The 15,386-nt window shown below is 75.2% G+C and carries 12 protein-coding genes; 7 read left to right on the top strand and 5 right to left on the bottom strand.

Going from position 1 to position 15,386, the window contains the following annotated elements; translation table 11 throughout:
* Positions 1-86: 86 nt before the first annotated feature.
* Genes ESZ52_RS05010 through ESZ52_RS05000 form a run of 3 tightly spaced genes read right to left on the bottom strand, consistent with a single transcriptional unit; the run spans position 87 to position 5,639 of the window.
* Positions 87-1,946: a DUF5719 family protein gene (locus ESZ52_RS05010; RefSeq protein ID WP_131103963.1), complete on the bottom strand. Its 1,860-nt coding sequence runs from the start codon at positions 1,944-1,946 to the stop codon at positions 87-89.
* Entirely contained in the window at positions 1,946-5,329 is a 3,384-nt protein-coding gene (locus ESZ52_RS05005) for a glycosyltransferase (RefSeq protein ID WP_131103962.1), read from the bottom strand. The genes ESZ52_RS05010 and ESZ52_RS05005 overlap by 1 nt, the downstream gene beginning before the upstream one ends.
* 40 nt (positions 5,330-5,369) lie before the next feature.
* Positions 5,370-5,639 carry a WhiB family transcriptional regulator gene (locus tag ESZ52_RS05000; RefSeq protein WP_131103961.1) on the bottom strand — a complete coding sequence of 90 codons (270 nt, stop codon included), beginning with the start codon at positions 5,637-5,639 and terminating at the stop codon, positions 5,370-5,372.
* A 136-nt stretch (positions 5,640-5,775) separates the two neighbouring features.
* Here ESZ52_RS05000 and cofD point away from each other — a divergent pair, with 136 nt between their 5' ends.
* Both cofD and ESZ52_RS04990 read left to right on the top strand, forming a co-directional pair.
* Positions 5,776-6,801 carry a 2-phospho-L-lactate transferase gene (cofD, locus tag ESZ52_RS04995; protein ID WP_131103960.1) on the top strand — a complete coding sequence of 342 codons (1,026 nt, stop codon included), beginning with the start codon at positions 5,776-5,778 and terminating at the stop codon, positions 6,799-6,801.
* A gap of 26 nt (positions 6,802-6,827) precedes the next feature.
* A complete protein-coding gene (locus ESZ52_RS04990) occupies positions 6,828-7,826 on the top strand; it encodes a coenzyme F420-0:L-glutamate ligase (RefSeq protein ID WP_238154477.1) in 999 nt (332 codons plus the stop codon).
* A gap of 120 nt (positions 7,827-7,946) precedes the next feature.
* On the opposite strand, the gene ESZ52_RS04985 is transcribed toward ESZ52_RS04990, so the two are convergent.
* Positions 7,947-8,924, bottom strand: coding sequence for a DNA-3-methyladenine glycosylase family protein (locus tag ESZ52_RS04985; RefSeq protein WP_238154476.1), 978 nt, complete (start codon positions 8,922-8,924; stop codon positions 7,947-7,949).
* Between the two features lie 66 nt (positions 8,925-8,990).
* Between ESZ52_RS04985 and ESZ52_RS04980 the strand changes: the two genes are divergently transcribed.
* From ESZ52_RS04980 to ESZ52_RS04970, 3 genes are read left to right on the top strand one after another with little or no spacing between them, the layout of a single operon-like run.
* On the top strand, positions 8,991-9,731 hold the full coding sequence (locus ESZ52_RS04980) for a TIGR03089 family protein (protein ID WP_131103958.1): 741 nt from the start codon (positions 8,991-8,993) through the stop codon (positions 9,729-9,731).
* A 29-nt stretch (positions 9,732-9,760) separates the two neighbouring features.
* A complete protein-coding gene (locus ESZ52_RS04975; RefSeq protein ID WP_131103957.1) occupies positions 9,761-10,561 on the top strand; it encodes a CoA transferase subunit A in 801 nt (266 codons plus the stop codon).
* Between the two features lie 3 nt (positions 10,562-10,564).
* Positions 10,565-11,239: a 3-oxoacid CoA-transferase subunit B gene (locus ESZ52_RS04970; RefSeq protein WP_131103956.1), complete on the top strand. Its 675-nt coding sequence runs from the start codon at positions 10,565-10,567 to the stop codon at positions 11,237-11,239.
* Here ESZ52_RS04970 and ESZ52_RS04965 read toward each other — a convergent pair.
* Positions 11,187-12,230 (bottom strand): glycosyltransferase family 2 protein, encoded by a 1,044-nt coding sequence (locus ESZ52_RS04965; protein ID WP_272948401.1) that lies wholly within the window; start codon positions 12,228-12,230, stop codon positions 11,187-11,189. The two genes, ESZ52_RS04970 and ESZ52_RS04965, sit on opposite strands and share 53 nt — an antisense overlap.
* Before the next feature lie 94 nt (positions 12,231-12,324).
* Here ESZ52_RS04965 and ESZ52_RS04960 point away from each other — a divergent pair, with 94 nt between their 5' ends.
* Positions 12,325-13,680 carry an LCP family protein gene (locus ESZ52_RS04960; RefSeq protein WP_131103954.1) on the top strand — a complete coding sequence of 452 codons (1,356 nt, stop codon included), beginning with the start codon at positions 12,325-12,327 and terminating at the stop codon, positions 13,678-13,680.
* Positions 13,677-15,344, top strand: a complete 1,668-nt coding sequence (locus ESZ52_RS04955; protein ID WP_181009939.1) for a serine/threonine-protein kinase — start codon at positions 13,677-13,679, stop codon at positions 15,342-15,344. The genes ESZ52_RS04960 and ESZ52_RS04955 overlap by 4 nt, the downstream gene beginning before the upstream one ends.
* Positions 15,345-15,386: the final 42 nt, after the last annotated feature.

Below are 15,386 nucleotides of genomic sequence, written 5' to 3'. Positions count from 1 at the left end.
CGCACTCTCCTGGCGGCTGCTCTCCTGGCAGGCAGCGAGCGAGGCGAGGCCGGGTGACGCCATACCTCGGGCGCCGCCTCCCGGGCTCAGGGCAGGACCGGCACCACCGCCGGGACCTGCCGGGTCCACGGCACGGGTGGCACCGACGTCGCGCTGAGGTACGGCCCGACCACATCAGCACCGGAGAGGTGCAGGGCCGCGGCCACGCCCGCCTCGCCGGTGGGCAGCACCCAGAAGGCGACGGCCTCGGCAGGCGCCTCGAGGAGCTGTGTCGTGTCGTGGGCGAGGGCGAGCTCCTCGCGGCTCACGCCACCGTCACGCTCGAGCCACAGCACCGAGGCGGTGGTGGCGTCGGCCACCGAGACCGCCAGGGTGAGGGGTGGGTGCAGCTCGTCCGCCCCCTGCGGCTCAGCGCCTTCATCTCGCGCTCCAGGACCCTCTTCGTCACCGTCAGCGCCTTCCCCGTCGGACGTGCCGGGAAGGTCGGCGAGACGGGGGACGTCGGCAAGGTCGGGCACGGCCATGCCCAGGGGCGTCTGCGAGAGCCGCACCGCCGCGACCCAGGCAGTCTCACCGGCAGGGTGCAGCACCGGCTCCGTCTGCCGGTCAGCCTCCTCGTCGGCGGGGGCGGCGGTGCGTGCAGCCTCGTCGGGCTGAGCCGTGGCCGTGGCCTCATCGGGGCCAGCAGTGCTGCTCGCCTGGTCGGGGACGGTCGTGCGCGCGGCGCCGTCCGGGCCGGCGGTGCGCGCGGCACCGTCCGGGCCAGCTCTGCGTGCGGCACCGTCCGGGCCCCCCTCCCCGACCACGATCGGCTCGTCCGAGGACGGGGCGACCCGCAGCAGGGCGCCGGCCGTGACCGGCTCGTCCGAACGCAGCCGCAGGGCGCTGGCCGCAGGCAGGTCCTCGAGCTCGACCTCCGTCGTGCCGCCAGCGGGCACCCGCACCACGGCCGTCTCGGGGACAGCTGCCCCGCCGTCGGTGAGCGCCCGCAGCTCCACGACCGCCTCCGCCTCCGGTGCGAACAGGCGGAGGGTCACCGTCTGCTCGCCCTCCGTCGAGCCCGGCAGGGCCGGCAGCACGAGCTCGCGGTCGGGGCTCGCCGCCGGAGCAGCCACCTCGCGGCCCAGGTCGGTGGTCCCCTCGCGGTGGCGCTCGGTGAGGTGCGCCGCCACCGGCCCGCCCTGGGCCGTGATCCGCACGACCGGCTGCTGCACGCTCGGCGCCAGAGCGTCGAGCCGCTTGACCAGCCTGCCGTGCGCCGGGATCACGAGGCCCGAGCCGCCCACGGTGGTCACCGCGCCGTCTGCCCCGAAGACCTCGACGTCGACCGTGACAGGGTCAGAAGCGGGGTTCGTGATGATGAGGTGCTCGACCCGCCCAGCCCCCTCACCACCACCCACGAGGTGGACCAGGTCCTCCGGCTGCAGGCACGGGCTCAGCGCCCAGCCCCGTGTCCCGGCGTCCGGGACGAGTGAGACCTGGCTCCCCACCACGCCGGGGGCCTGCTGCCCGTGTGCGCGGAGCAGGCCCCACCGGCCGACCTCCAGGGTCGCCCCGAAGGCCTCACCGCCCTCCTCGGCAGAGTCCTCGGTCGTGCCCTCGGCTGCGTCCTCGCCGCCCCCTGCACCGGCCAGCGCCAGCACCATCCCTCCGGGGTCACCGTCGGGCAGCATCGCCACGCTGAAGACGTCCTCGGGCGCGCTGGCCACGGCGAGCGTGGTCAGTCCCGCGCCCACCTCGTCGCTGCCCTCCGGGGTGCCGGGGCACGCCAGCACCGCCTCGGTGAGGTATGACGCTCGGTCGGGTGCCGAGGTCTGCGCGGCCGGGGCCGCGGGTCCGGCCTCGCGAGGACCCACCGTCACGTCCGTCGCCGCCGCCGTGCCCACGAGAGCCCCACCGGCGACGAGAGCAGCACACAGTCGGAGCACACCTGCGCGTCGTGCCATCACGTCTTCTCCGTCCCGTCACCCGGGTCCTGCGTCGCGTCACCCGGGCCGTCGGCGCCGCCAGCCGGCCCGGCTCCCTCGTGCCGTGACCTGGTCCGCGCCAGCTCCCGTCCGGGCCCGGTCCGGCTCTCCCTGCGCCCCACCGGGAGCGCGAGGAAGCCGACGATCAGCGCCAACCCGAGGGTCACCGCGTGCCACGTCCACCGTGGCCGGTCCAGCCCGACCTCCACCAGCCGCGCCCCTTCGGGCACGGCGACCTGGTTCTCCGGGGAGACCGACGCCTCCTGCCCGTCGACGAGCACGCGTGCGTGACCGGACCAGCCCCCGCCCTCCGCGACGTCGAGGGCGGCTGCCCCGGGCAGAGCGCGCAGGTCCCCCTCCGCGCGCGCGTGCGGCCCGGTCACCCCGAGTCTCCCGATCGGCGCCCCGTCGGCGTCCAGGACCCGGACCCGGCCCGCGTCGGCATCGGTACGTCTCCACAGCACCTGGTCCGGCGGACCGGAGACCCTGGTCAGGCCGTTGACGCGGTCGATCTGCGCTGCCAGCGGATGGTCGGCGGACGCCTGCAGGAGAAGGTACCCGGCGCCCACGTCGGTCATGGCCTCCCCAGCCTCCTCCGGCGAGGCGCCGGACACCAAGGCCTCCGCCGCCCCCAGCACCTCGTCCTGCTCCTGAGCAGGCGTCACGAGGTCGGTCGTCCGGTCCCGCAGGATCCGCGCAGGCTCGGGCTCGGACCCGAGCAGGTCGACGCGCACGGCGTCGGTCGGTTCCGGCCCCGTCGGGTCCAGCACCAGCGTGCGCAGGGCAGCCGGGCCGCGGCCCTGCTCGCCGGCCACGGCGGGCAGCGGGTCTTCCGCGACCGCCAGCGCGTCCGGCTTCAGGTCCGGCACCAGCCCCCAGGCGCCGAGCAGGGCCGTCGGCGCCAGGACGAGCGCGACGAGCGCCCGGCGCCAACCCCTGCGCGGTCCCTCCGCCTCGGCTGTCCCGTCTGTGGCCCCGTCCTCCTCGCCATCCTTCCGGCGGACGACAGACGGAGCGTGGAGGAGCCGGTCGACGAGGATCCCGGTGGCCAGCAGCAGGGCGGCACCTGCGATCGACAGCGCCGTCCCGGGCCAGGCGGTGACGACCAGCCCGGCCTGGGCGTGCTCCGCCGGGAGCCGGCCGAGTCCGGTGCGCAGCGCGAGCAGGGCCCCGGCGAGCGCGAGCAACGCGACCGCCATCAGGACCCCGGCCCGTCGACCGGGGCGACCCGGCACCAGCAGGGCGCCCAGCGCCGCCAGCCACAGCGGGCCCGTCAACCACAGCGGCACGGCCGCCAGCGAGCCCAGGTCGACCGCGACCCCGGGCTGGAGCAGCACGGTCTGCCAGACGGGCCCGGCTGACGGCAGCGAGGTGACGGCCTGGGTGGCCCCCGCGCCCCCGGCCAGGCGCACCGGCTCGCTGAGGGCCGCCGGCAGCCACGGCACCAGCAAGGCCCACGGCAGCACCGCCAGCACGCCCCCGCGCCAGCGCGCGGACCGCCGCCCGAGCACCAGCAGGAGCAGGCCGCCGACCGTGCTCAGCACCAGCAGAGCCGGCACCCAGAGGGCGGCCAACGCGATCCCCAGCACGGTGGCGAAGCACGCCGCGGTGCGCCGCGGCCCGCCGGCGGGCACCGCGCAGACTGCAGCTCCGGCCACGAGCAGCGGTGCCAGCACGTGGACCACCGCTGGGCCGAGCCGACCGTCGCCGAGGGCCAGCGTCAGCGGCGCCAGGCCGGCCCAGCCGAGCGCGAGGAGAGCACGGACCCACCTGCCGTGGGTGGCCCGGCGCAGGGCGAGGTAGGCGCTGACGACGGACAGCGGGCCGGCGAGGGCCAGCACCCACGCCAGTGCGGGACCGGCCACGGCGGAGCCGGCCCCCGGCAACCAGGAGACGACCCAGGCCACCGCCGCCGCGGGCAGCAGCCAGGTCTCCGCCGGCCGCTCGTGGCCGAGCCCCCCGCCGCGCCATCCGTCAAGGGCGGAGGAGAACAGTCCGTGGGCGTCGGTGGCGGCAGGACCCAGCTCGGGACCGACCAGTCCCAGGCCCCCGGGGTCCAGAGCCCCGGAGAGTCCCCGCCCCCACCACGCTGTGACCACCACGGTGATCAGCACAGCCAGGGTCAGCGGACCGCTGAACCGGCTGCGGCGTCCTTCCCCGGCCAGGGTGGCGAACTCCTCCGACACCGGTCCCGTCTCGGTGCCACCGTGCGGCGCGCCTACCCGCCCGGCAGATCTGTCGGACCACCGGCCGGCACGGGGGTCGAGCGCCTCGACGACGGTCTCCCGCGTGCTGCGCCAGCCGCTGGTGGCCGGGCTGTGCAGGCCGGTCAGGTCCCGCGGGCGCACCGTGCGCCGGGGGGCGAACCGACGGCGGGCCCCCCACCCGCGGGCCGGGCTGAGGACGGCCCGCACGTCGGTCCACTCCCCCGCTGCTTCCTCCGGGCGCTTGACGAGCAGCAGGACGAGCGCGGCCAGCAGGGAGGTGAACGCTACGCCGAGGGCCCGCCAGGGAGCTGCCCAGGCCGACCCGCGGGCCAGCGCCACCTGCCGTTGCCGCATGCGGGTCCGCCGCGGGTCCCGCACGCCGAGGCCCTTCTGGCCCTGCTGGACCACCGCCTCCGGGGCGACGACCACACGCTGGCCCGCCAGGTGGCTGCGCCATCCCAGGTCCAGCCCGTCGACGCCGTCCTCGCCGAAGGCTCGGTCGAGTCCGCCGACCGCGTCCAGCACGGCGCTGTCCACCAGCGACCCGACCAGCGGCACCCCGAGCACGTCCTGGCGCAGGTCGTGCTGTCCCTGGTCCACCAGGCCTGGGGGGTCGGCATCGGTCGAGCGCCCGGCCACCGTCAGGTGGTGGCCGAGGCCGACCAGCCGCCGAGGGTCGTCCGCGGCGACCAGCTTGGGCCCGACGACCCCCACCCGGCTGCTGCGCCGGGTGGCCGCCAGCAGTGCGGCGAGGGCGTCGGGTGCGGGTCGGGAGTCCGGGGCGAGGAACCAGAGCCAGTGGCCCTGCTCGACCGGCAGGCTGCGACGTGCGTCCTCGACGACCTCCCAGCGGGCGACGGCCGGGCCCAGGGGGCGGCGCAGCAGCAGCGGCACCCGGCGTTCGGCACTGAGCGGGTGGCGCAGCACCCGGTCCGCACCCTCACGCTCCTGGTCGAACCCGGGGATGAGCACCCGCCGGACCCGGACCGTCTGCTGCTGGACGGCGTCGAGGACCGCCACCGCCGCTTCGATGTCGGCGTCGAGGTCACCGCGGCCCGCGTCGTGGGGCCTCGGGAGGAGGAAGACCGTGACGTCGTCGAGGGGGGCGCGGTCCGCGGGGACCGCGCCGGCGACCGAGGAGGTCGTCGACGTCATGGGCGGGGCTGGACCGAGCGGGCGCGCGAGGCGGCGCCGGTCAGACAGCGCGCTTCTTCAGCTTGCGCCGCTCCCGTTCCGACAGGCCGCCCCAGATGCCGAAGCGCTCGTCGTTGGACAGGGCGTACTCCAGGCACTCGGCCCGGACCTCGCACCCGACACAGACCTTCTTTGCCTCCCGGGTCGAACCGCCCTTCTCAGGGAAGAATGCCTCTGGGTCAGTCTGCGCGCACAGGGCACGCTCCTGCCAGGACACCGGCTCCGACTCCTCGGCACCGTTCAACAGGGATAACAGTTCCAGCTCGTGCATGGCTCCTCCTCGACCTCTCGCCAACACGTTCACCGCCGGTCGTGACGCGAAGTCACAACAAGAGAATTACACGCGTGTCATGCCTCCGAGTCAACCCCTGGTCTGCTACAAGCTCCTGACCTCGCACAATGGGGGTATGCAGATCACCGCACTCTCGGGTGGCGTGGGCGGGGCCCGCTTCGTCCGCGGCCTCGTCCAGGCCCTCGCCGCCCGTCCCGGCGCCCTCAGCGGCGACGCCGAGCCCGCACAGGTCACCGTCGTGGGCAACACCGGGGACGACATCACCCTCTTCGGTCTCCGGGTCTGCCCGGACCTGGACTCGGTCCTCTACACCCTCGGGGGCGGCGTGGACGAGGACCAGGGCTGGGGCCGGGCCGGTGACACCCACGCGCTGCTCGCCGAGCTGGGCGAGCTCGGCGTGGGGCCGGAGTGGTTCGGGCTGGGCGACCGCGACCTGGCCACGCACGTGGCCCGCAGCCTGTGGCTGGGTCAGGGCCTGAGCCTGAGCCAGGTCACCGAGCGGCTGGCCCGCCGGTGGGGTCTTCCCGAGCAGGGGGTGCGGCTCCTGCCGGTGACCGACACCCCGATCGAGACCCATGTGGTGGTGCCCGACGAGGAAGGGGGCGAGCGGGCGATCCACTTCCAGGAGTGGTGGGTGCGGCACGGGGCAAGGCTGCCCGCCAGCGCGTTCACCGTCGCGGGTCTCACCCAGGCGACCCCGGCACCTGGCGTGCTGGAGGCCATCCGTTCCGCGGACGTCGTCGTCCTGCCGCCGAGCAACCCGGTGGTCTCGATCGGGATCATCCTGGGTGTCCCCGGGGTCCGGGACGCCCTGCGCGGCACACGGGCACCCGTCGTCGGGGTCAGCCCGCTCATCGGCGGCCGGCCGGTCCGGGGCCACGCCGACGCCTGCCTGGCGCCGCTGGGCGTGGAGGTGTCGGCCGCCGGCGTGGCCGGGCTCTACTCCGACTTCCTCGACGGCTGGCTCGTGGACCACGCCGACGCCGACGCGTCCTACCCCTCCCGCCTGCCCGTGCGGGCCACCGACCTGCTGATGCGGGACGTCGCGGGCGCGACGCGCCTGGCGGGCGAGCTGCTCGACCTCGCGGGCCAGCTCGGCCGCGACGCGCGCACGGTCGACGCCGGTCCGGCCGCCTCGTGACGGCCGGACCGGGGACGACGTCCGGGGTGGCGTCCGGGGCCGTCCAGCTGCTCCCCCTGACCGGGGTGCCGGAGGTGCCCCAGGGGGCCGACGTCGCCGGCCTGCTGAGCACCGCGCTCGAGCCCTGGGGCGGCCTGCGCGACGGCGACATCCTGGTGGTCTCGGGCAAGGTGCTGTCCAAGGCGTACGGCCTGCGCGACCACGCTCCGCGGGAGGAGGCGGTGGCACGGCATACCGTCCGGGTGGTCGCCGAGCGCACCACCGCGCACGGCACCACGCAGGTCGTCGAGTCGGTCGCCGGACCGGTCCTTGCCGCGGCGGGGGTGGACGCCTCGAACACCGGCCCCGCCGGCGGGGTCCTGCTCCTGCCCGAGGACCCGGACGGCGCCGCGCGCGACCTGCACCGGAAGCTGGCCGAGCGGACGCCGGGCGTCACCTTCGGGCTGGTGCTCAGCGACACGGCCGGCCGCGCCTGGCGCGCCGGTCAGACCGACTTCGCCCTTGGCGCACACGGCGTCCAGGTCGTCGACGACCTCCGCGGCGGGACCGACGCCGACGGCCGCCCGCTGGCGGTCACCGCCCGCGCGGTCGGCGACGAGCTCGCGGCCGCGGCCGACCTGGTCAAGGGCAAGGCGGAGGCCGTCCCCGCGGCCCTCGTCCGGGGGCTGGCCGCCCTCGTCGACCCGTCCGCGACCGGTGCCCGGTCCCTGGTGCGCACCGGTCCCGGCGACTGGTTCGCCCTCGGCCATCGCGAGGCCGTCCGGGCCGCCCTCGGTGCCGCTCCCGGTACCGAGCAGGCCAGGGCCGTGGGCGTGCCCGACGTAGCGCCCGAGCCGGCCGACGCCCGCGCCGCGCGGGCGGTCCGACTGGCGCTGCTGGACCACCACGGGGCGGAGGTCGGGGGTGAGCCCGGATCGGGGTATGTCGTGCGTGCCGCCGACCCCGTGCTGGCCGGCCGGGTGGCCGCCCGTCTCGAGGTGGCGCTGGCCGGGGAGGGTCTGGACGCGCCGGTCATCGTGGCCTGAGCCCGACCCCTGGCCCCAGGGCCGCGGCTGGACCAGCGGCGCCTCACGCGCAGAATCTGAGTGACCCCGCCTCGGCGGGAAGACGGCGGGTGCCCCCACCGGCGCGCGTCGACGGTCGCGTCAGCGGGTGACCGGCAGGTGCCCGCGCGGAGCCATCCTCGGTCCCCGTCGGGGCCGCATCGCGCCATCCAGCTGCAGGAGCCGCTGCACCCGGTAGCGGTGGCCGGCGTAGGGACGCAGGACCTCGACCAGCCCGTAGTCGTCCACAGGACGCCCCGTCAGCGCCCACCCGATGTTGGCGGCGACGTGGTAGTCGCCGAAGCTCACCGCGTCGGCGTCACCCAGCGCGCGCTGCGCCGTCTCGGCCGCGGTCCAGACCCCCACGCCCGGGATGCTCACCAGCCGGCGGCGGGCCTGGGGCAACGGCATACCCGACGTCTCCTCCAGCCGCGCGGCCACCCGCGCCACCCGCGCCACCGTGTCCGAGCGTTGCGGGCTGACGCCGGCGCGGAGCCAGCCCCAGGAGGGGATCGCCGCCAGCTGCTCGCCGGAGGGCGGCACCCGCATCCCCAGGGCACCGCCCGGGCCGGGCGCGAGGTCGCCGTAGCGGCGCACGATGCGCCCCCAGCCCCCGAACGCCTCCTGCCCCGTGACCTTCTGCTCGACGACGGCGGGCACGAGGGACTCCATGACCAGGGTGGTGCGGGGGACGCGCCAGCCCGGATGCCGGCGCAGCGCCAGGGCGACCCTCTCGTGGTGAGCCACGAACCCGGCCGCGTCGTCCTCCTCGCCGAGCATCAGCGGCAGGTGGCCCAGCACCCAGTCCGCGCCCGCCCCCCAGGCGTGCGCCTCGACCAGGCCGTCCGTGGCGTGGGTGACCACCCGGAGCGTGGCCGGGCCCTCGGGCGTGCGGAGCCCGCGCCACAGCGCCCCGCCGGTGACGACCCAGCAAGGATCCCCAGCCCCGCGCCGCAACGGCCCCCAGATGGCCCCGATGTCGACGGCCGCCCCCGGCCGCCAGACCCTGCGGCGGGCACCGGAGGAACCGGCCTGCGGTGCCCGGTGCGGGCCTCGCCGGCTCGGTCCTGGGGTGGTCACGGCGCCCCAGCCTGCCCCTGCACCGCCCCCGGTGCAAGTGCAGCGGCTACGGTGGGGGCCGTGCACATGCCTGCCCAGGTCCTGAGCCAGGCCGTCGCCCGTGACGCGACGCGACCCGCGCTGACCTACTACGACGACACCCCCGACGGCACCGGCGAGCGGATCGAGCTCTCCCGGGCCGTCCTGGCCAACTGGGTCGCCAAGGCGGCGAACGCCCTCCAGGAGGGGCTCGACGTGCAGCCCGGCTCCGTGGTCCTGGTCGACCTGCCAGCCCCGCACTGGCGGCTGGCCTACTGGGCCCTCGCGGTCTGGTCGGTCGGTGCCACGCTGACCGTCGACACCCACGAGGGGGCCGACGTCCTGCTCACGACGGACCCCGACGGCGAGCTGGCCGAGGACTGCGACGAGGTGGTCGCCGTCGCGCTGCCGGCGCTGGCCCGCGACTTCGGGCGCGAGCTGCGCTCCGGCGTGATGGACGAGGCCGCCGAGCTGGCCACCTACGCCGACGAGTTCGCCGCCTGGGACGAGGCGGACAGCGACGACATCGCGCTGGTCACGGCCGGCGAGCGGGTGAGCTTCACCGACCTCCTGGAGGGCTTGCCCCCGGTGCCGGAGGGCTCGCGGGCGCTGGTCACCACGCAGGACCGCGGCCTGTTCGTGCGCCAGGTGCTGCAGCTGATGCACCTGGACGGGTCCGCCGTCCTGGTCCGCGGTCCCCAGCCCGGACCGGAGGACACCCGGATGACCGCGGAGGGTGTCGACGCCCGCTGCGCGACCACGGCGCGAGCCGGGGAGGGCCCCGCCTGAGCGTCGGCCACCCCTTGTAGGGTCGGGCCATGGACAAAGTCGTCGCTTCTGCGAAGGAGGCGCTCGAGGGCCTCGCCGACGGTATGACCGTCACGGTGGGTGGTTTCGGGCTCTCCGGTATCCCGACCGTGCTCATCCGCGAGGTGCTCGCCCGGGGCACCACCGACCTGGAGGTCGTCTCCAACAACTGTGGCGTCGACGGCGCCGGGCTTGGCCTGCTGCTGGAGCAGCACCGCATCCGGCGCGTGGTCGCGTCCTACGTCGGGGAGAACAAGGAGTTCGCCCGGCAGTACCTCTCCGGCGAGCTGGAGGTCGAGCTGACCCCGCAGGGCACGCTGGCCGAGAAGATGCGGGCCGCCGGCGCCGGCATCCCCGCCTTCTTCACCCCCACCGGTGTGGGCTCGCAGGTGTCCGAGGGCGGTATGCCGTGGCGCTACGACAGCGACGGCACCATCGTCAAGGAGTCGCCGGCCAAGGAGAAGCGGGAGTTCGACGTCCGCGGCACCGCCCGGGACTACGTGCTCGAGGACTCCATCTTCGCCGACTTCGGGCTGGTCCGGGCCGCCAAGGCCGACCGGCACGGCAACCTGGTGTTCAACAAGGCCGCCCGCAACTTCAACCCGCTGTGCGCCATGGCCGCGGACATCGCGGTCGCCGAGGTCGAGGAGCTCGTCGAGCCCGGCGAGATCGACCCGGACGAGGTGCACCTGCCCGGCATCTACGTCCACCGCGTGCTCGTGCTCACCCCCGAGCAGGCGCGTGCGAAGGACATCGAGAAGCGCACCACCCGCGGACCCCGACCCGCCGCCCGCACCGACCAGGAGGCCTGAGCCATGGCACTGACCCGTGAGGAGATGGCCGCGCGCGCCGCGGCCGAGCTCAAGGACGGCGACTACGTCAACCTGGGCATCGGCATGCCCACCCTCGTGCCCAACTACGTCCCGGAGGACGTCGAGCTGGTGCTGCAGTCCGAGAACGGCATCCTCGGCGTGGGGGCCTACCCCTACGACGGGGAGGAGGACCCCGACCTCATCAACGCCGGCAAGGAGACCGTGACGCTGCGTCCGGGCGCCAGCTTCTTCGACTCCGCGACCAGCTTCGGGATGATCCGGGGCGGCAAGGTCGACGCGGCCATCCTCGGCGCCATGCAGGTCTCGGCGGCGGGCGACATCGCCAACTGGATGATCCCCGGCAAGATGGTCAAGGGCATGGGCGGCGCGATGGACCTGGTCATGGGCGCCAAGAAGGTCGTGGTGCTCATGGACCACGTCGCCAAGGACGGCTCCTACAAGATCAAGAACGAGTGCGACCTGCCGATCACCGGGCTGCAGGTGGTCCAGCGGATCATCACCGACCTGGCCGTCATCGACGTCACCCCCGACGGCCTGGTGCTCCGGGAGGTCGCGCCCGGCGTCACCGTCGAGGAGGTCGTGGAGAAGACCGAGCCCGAGCTCGTCATCGCCGTCGACGAGCCCACGCCGGCGGCGACCCCGCCGACCCGGGGCTGAGCGCCGGCTCAGGTGCTGGCTCGGGGCCCCGGAGGAAGCCGGCGCCCCAGGTCAGGTGCATCGTCGCCAGCACCGGCGGCATCCGCAGCAGCACACCGGCGGGCTGGTCCCGGGCGATCCAGGCCCCGCCCACGGTGATCGCCGCGGCATACCCTGCCGGCAGCAGCCAGAGGGGCCGCCACACCAGACCCCCGACGGCACCCGTCGCCAGGGCCGCCACCGCCACCGGGGGCGCCAGGTAGCGGGCGCTGACCGTGTCGCGGTGCTGGCGCATCACCTGCCGCCGCCAGCGGCCCGTGCGGTAGAACTGGCGGGCCAGCTCGCGCAGCGTGCCGCGCGGCCGATAGGTGACCGTGAGCTCGGGGGTGAACCAGACCACGCCCCCGGCCTTGCGGATCCGGTGGTTCATCTCCCAGTCCTGGGCCCGCGCGTAGGCCGGGTCGTAGCCGCCCACCTGCCGCAGCCACGAGCGGCGGAAGACGCCCAGGTAGACGGTCTCCGCCGGACCGGGCCGCCCGCCGACGTGGAACCGCGCCCCGCCCATCCCCAGCGGCGAGCGCATGGCGACCGCCACCGCCTGCTGCATGTCGTTGGTGCCCTCGGCCAGCATCAGGCCCCCGACGTTGGCCGCGCCGGTCTCCTCGAGCACCTCCACGGCCCGGCGCACGTACCCGTCGCCGAGCACCCCGTGGCCGTCCATCCGCACCACGACCTCGTGGCTGGTCACCGCCAGGGCCGCGTTGAGACCGTCGGGCGTGCGGCCCGTCGGGTTGTCGACGACCACGACACGGGGGTCGTCCGCGGCCAGCTCCTCCGCCACCTCACGGGTGCGGTCCCGGCTCGGACCGACCGCGACCACCACCTCCATACCCCCGGGGTAGTCCTGTGCAAGCACCGAGCCCACCGCCTCGGCCAGGTGGGCCTCCTCGTTGAGGATGGGCATGATCACCGAGACGGGCGGGTATGCGGTGCTGCCGGCTGCCTGGGTCACGACGGCGAGGCTATCGCCCGGTCGGTGGGCGAAGGCACGCGGGCGGGTGCCGCTTTCAGGAGTCGGCAAGGTGACTGGCCTAGGCTGTCGGCCCGTGGCGAACCGACCGGAAGACGACTGGACCCGCCCTGTGCCGCGCACCCCGCGCGATGGCGGGCGGGACCGCCGGTCCGACGCCCAGGACGAGACCCAGCTCATCCCCCGTCAGCCGCGCGGCGGCAGGGGTGAGCAGGACCGCTACGACGAGACGCAGCTGATCCCCCGCGCGCCCCGGCCGGGGGGCCGCGACGACCGCTCTGTCGACGGCCGAGGGCGGGGCGCGGGTCATGACGCGCGTGGTGCCCGTCGTGCTGGGGGCCAGAAGAACTACGAGAACTACGAGAACTACGACGACGACAGCTATGCCGACGACGACAGCTATGCCGAGGGCCGAGCCCGGCCGCCCCGCGGTGGCGCGGCCCCGGCCACCGCGCGCCCGCCGCGTCGTCGCCGTCCGCGCTACCGGCTGCGTCGGTTCATCGTCCTGCTGGCCCTGCTCCTGGTCGCCTACCTGGTCACGATGGTCGTGGTCGTCGCGATGATCTGGGGCAATATCAACCGTGTGGACGCCACACCGGACGCCGGCGACCGACCGGCCGCCTCGGCCGGCGCGAACTACCTGCTGGTCGGCACCGACTCTCGCGAGGAGCTGACGAACGACCAGCGCAGCGAGTTCGCGACCGGCTACACGGAGGGGCACCGCGCGGACACCGTCATGCTGCTGCACGTGCCCGGGTTCGGCGACCCGACGCTGGTCAGCCTGCCCCGGGACAGCTACGTCGAGGTGCGGGACCACGGCTGGCAGAAGCTCAACTCGGCGCACAACTTCGGCGGCCCCGAGCTGCTGGTCGACACCGTCGAGCAGTCGACAGGACTGCGGATCGACGGTTACCTGGAGATCGGCTTCGGCGGTTTCGTCAATGTCGTGGAGGAGGTGGGTGGTGTGGAGATGTGCCTGGACGCGCCCATCCAGGACACCCGTGCCCACCTCGACCTACCGGCCGGCTGCCAGGAGCTCACCGGGGGCGAGGCGCTGGGCTACGTCCGCATGCGCTACAGCGACCCGCGGGGGGACCTGGGCCGGGTCGAGCGGCAGCGGGAGTTCCTCTCCGCCCTGGTGCAGCGGATGGCGAGCCCGGCCACCCTGCTCAACCCGGTCCGGCTGCACCAGGTGGGCACCGCGACCGGTGACTCGCTGAGCTTCGGGGAGAACACCTCGATGTTCGAGGCGGGGCGCATGGCGCTGGCGATGCGCGCCGTCTCCTCCGGCTCGGGCACCTCGACGACGGTGCCCGTCGCCGACGCGGACTACCCGACCAACGTGGGCAGCACGGTGCTGTGGGACGAGCAGGGCGCCTCGGCACTGTTCACCGCGCTGCGCAACGGCGACCAGGTGACCGTGGACCCGTGAGCGACCAGCAGGACCCCGACGACCTGGCCACCACCTCCGAGACCCCGGTAGGTGAGGACCCGGGCCTGGTCGCCGGCCGCTACCGGATCCGCCGCACCCTGGGCAAGGGCGGCGGGGGCCATGTGTGGCTGGCCCACGACGAGAAGCTCGGCCGCGAGGTGACGCTCAAGCGGGTCAGTGGGGAGGCCGACACCGAGGTGCTGCTGACCAGGGGCTTCCGGGAGGCCCGCACCAGCGCCACCCTGGCCCACGAGAACGTCGTGCGGGTCTACGACGCCTTCGAGCACGACGGGTCACCGTGGATCGTCATGGAGTACATCCCGGGGCCCTCGTTGGCCGAGCTGCTCGAGGGCGACCGGCGGCTGCCCGTGGACCAGGTCGCCACGATCGGTGCCCAGCTGGCGACGGCCCTGGCCGCGGCGCACGGGGCAGGCATCCTGCACCGCGACGTCAAGCCGGGCAACGTCCTGCTCCGGGACGAGCGTGGTCGGGACGCCAAGCTGACCGACTTCGGCATCGCGCGGGCGGAGGAGGACCACCAGCTGACCCGGACCGGCTTCGTCTCCGGTACCGCCGCCTACTTCTCCCCCGAGCTGGCCCGCGGGGAGGACCCCAGCCCCGCTGCGGACGTGTGGGCGCTCGGCGCCACCCTCTACTACGCCCTGGAGGGTCGCAAGCCCTTCCCGGACCGGCCCAACGCGGTCGCCCAGCTGCACACGATCGCCCGGGACCTGCCGCGTCCTCCTGAGCACGCCGGCCCGCTGACGGCAGTCCTCGCCGGGATGCTGGACCCCGACCCGGACACGCGCTGGGACGCCGCCCGGTCCGCCCGCGAGCTGGAGGCGGTGGCCCGCGGCGGCCGCGGACCGACGACCTGGCCCGGCGGCGGCGCCGGCTCGGCCGCGGCGGCCGCAGTGGCGGCGCGCCACGGCGGACCGTCCCAGGGTGCCCGCCGACAGACTCCTGACGCGGTCGCGCGAGCACCGCACGTGCCCCACGAACCGACCCAGGCCGTCCCGCCGGCCGACTCGACCCGCGCGATCCCCCGCTCCCGGCCACGGCACGGCTCCCCTGAACCCGCCCGCTCGGGTCAACCACCACGCTCGGCGGGCGCGGCGCGGTCGGACGGGTACGGGCCGGGTGGGCCGGCCCGGCCTGGTGAGGGCGCGGCATACCACCGCACGGCCGGGCAGCGGCGACCACGCCGCACCGCGATGTGGCTGGGCTGGCTGCTCGTCGTGCCCCTGCTGGCAGCCCTCGGCTGGCTGGTGTGGACCATCACCGAGGACGTCCGGGCCGGCGACGGGGCCGGGACGACCTCCTCGGGGACGGCCGCGCAGACGGCAGCCGTGGGGTCCGAGGAGGCGCAGGAGCTCGCCGAGGAGTTCTACGACCGGCTGCTCACGGAGGGGCTGGCCTCAGCCCGGGAGCTCACCACGGAGGCGGCCTACATCGACGCAGGCATCGCCGACAACCTCAGCTCCGTGGACGTCGAGGGCCTGGAGGCGGTCGAGAACCCGGACGGGACGGCCACCGTCACCGCACGGGTGACCTACAGCTACGGCCAGAACGTCTTCGTCCAGGACGAGACGCTGCGGGTGGACCGGGTGGACGAGGTCCCCCTGATCGTCTCCCGCGACGCCCCGCCCGCCGCCGACCGGTAGTCGGCGGCACGCGGGCGGACCCCGCAGGGACCGACGCCCGGC

The organism is Ornithinimicrobium sufpigmenti, from assembly GCF_004322775.1.
Lineage (GTDB): Bacteria > Actinomycetota > Actinomycetes > Actinomycetales > Dermatophilaceae > Ornithinicoccus > Ornithinicoccus sufpigmenti.
The sequence above is the reverse complement of the archived record's forward strand: the minus strand, read 5'-3'. Positions and strand labels throughout refer to the sequence as shown.

What these genes read in the sequence shown, in the direction of transcription:
- ESZ52_RS05010 (WP_131103963.1), bottom strand. Translation starts at nt 1,946, where the DNA reads ATGGCACGACGCGCAGGTGTGCTCCGACTGTGTGCTGCTCTCGTCGCC.
- ESZ52_RS05005 (WP_131103962.1), bottom strand. Translation starts at nt 5,329, where the DNA reads ATGACGTCGACGACCTCCTCGGTCGCCGGCGCGGTCCCCGCGGACCGC.
- ESZ52_RS05000 (WP_131103961.1), bottom strand. Translation starts at nt 5,639, where the DNA reads ATGCACGAGCTGGAACTGTTATCCCTGTTGAACGGTGCCGAGGAGTCG.
- cofD (WP_131103960.1), top strand. Translation starts at nt 5,776, where the DNA reads ATGCAGATCACCGCACTCTCGGGTGGCGTGGGCGGGGCCCGCTTCGTC.
- ESZ52_RS04980 (WP_131103958.1), top strand. Translation starts at nt 8,991, where the DNA reads ATGCCTGCCCAGGTCCTGAGCCAGGCCGTCGCCCGTGACGCGACGCGA.
- ESZ52_RS04975 (WP_131103957.1), top strand. Translation starts at nt 9,761, where the DNA reads ATGGACAAAGTCGTCGCTTCTGCGAAGGAGGCGCTCGAGGGCCTCGCC.
- ESZ52_RS04970 (WP_131103956.1), top strand. Translation starts at nt 10,565, where the DNA reads ATGGCACTGACCCGTGAGGAGATGGCCGCGCGCGCCGCGGCCGAGCTC.